The sequence below is a fragment of the Corynebacterium sp. UMB6689 genome (assembly GCF_030215295.1).
Lineage (GTDB): Bacteria > Actinomycetota > Actinomycetes > Mycobacteriales > Mycobacteriaceae > Corynebacterium > Corynebacterium aurimucosum.
Window position 1 is genome coordinate 1 of the sequence record NZ_JASOLS010000141.1, and the last position, 288, is coordinate 288.

The 288-nt window shown below is 52.8% G+C and carries 1 protein-coding gene; it reads left to right on the forward strand.

The window, feature by feature from the left end; translation table 11 throughout:
• Nucleotides 1–44 precede the first annotated feature (44 nt).
• Nucleotides 45–288, forward strand: a 244-nt coding sequence (locus QP363_RS12985; protein WP_284764787.1) for a hypothetical protein, incomplete at its 3' end; no start/stop codon positions are given.

Consider the following 288-nt stretch of genomic DNA (forward strand, 5'->3'; position numbering starts at 1 on the left):
CTAACTGGGCTTGCTCCTGCATTGTTGAAATAAACCTATCTGGGGTGAAAATCGGCCTTTACAGGGGTGTCCTAAAAGCAGGTACGCGCGCGTTCCTTACTGACAGGTTCGGCGACGGGCACATCCCCGCCGAGCATATGGGCGAAAACTCAATCATCGTGCAAGAAGCAATCCAAGGCCCAATGAGTTGGAACCAGCGACAAACACATTTTGTTGCCGATCGGTTCGACGTTCGCAAGTTCCGTAATAAGAACTGCATGGTCGGCATGGCCGGGCTCATGTCATCGG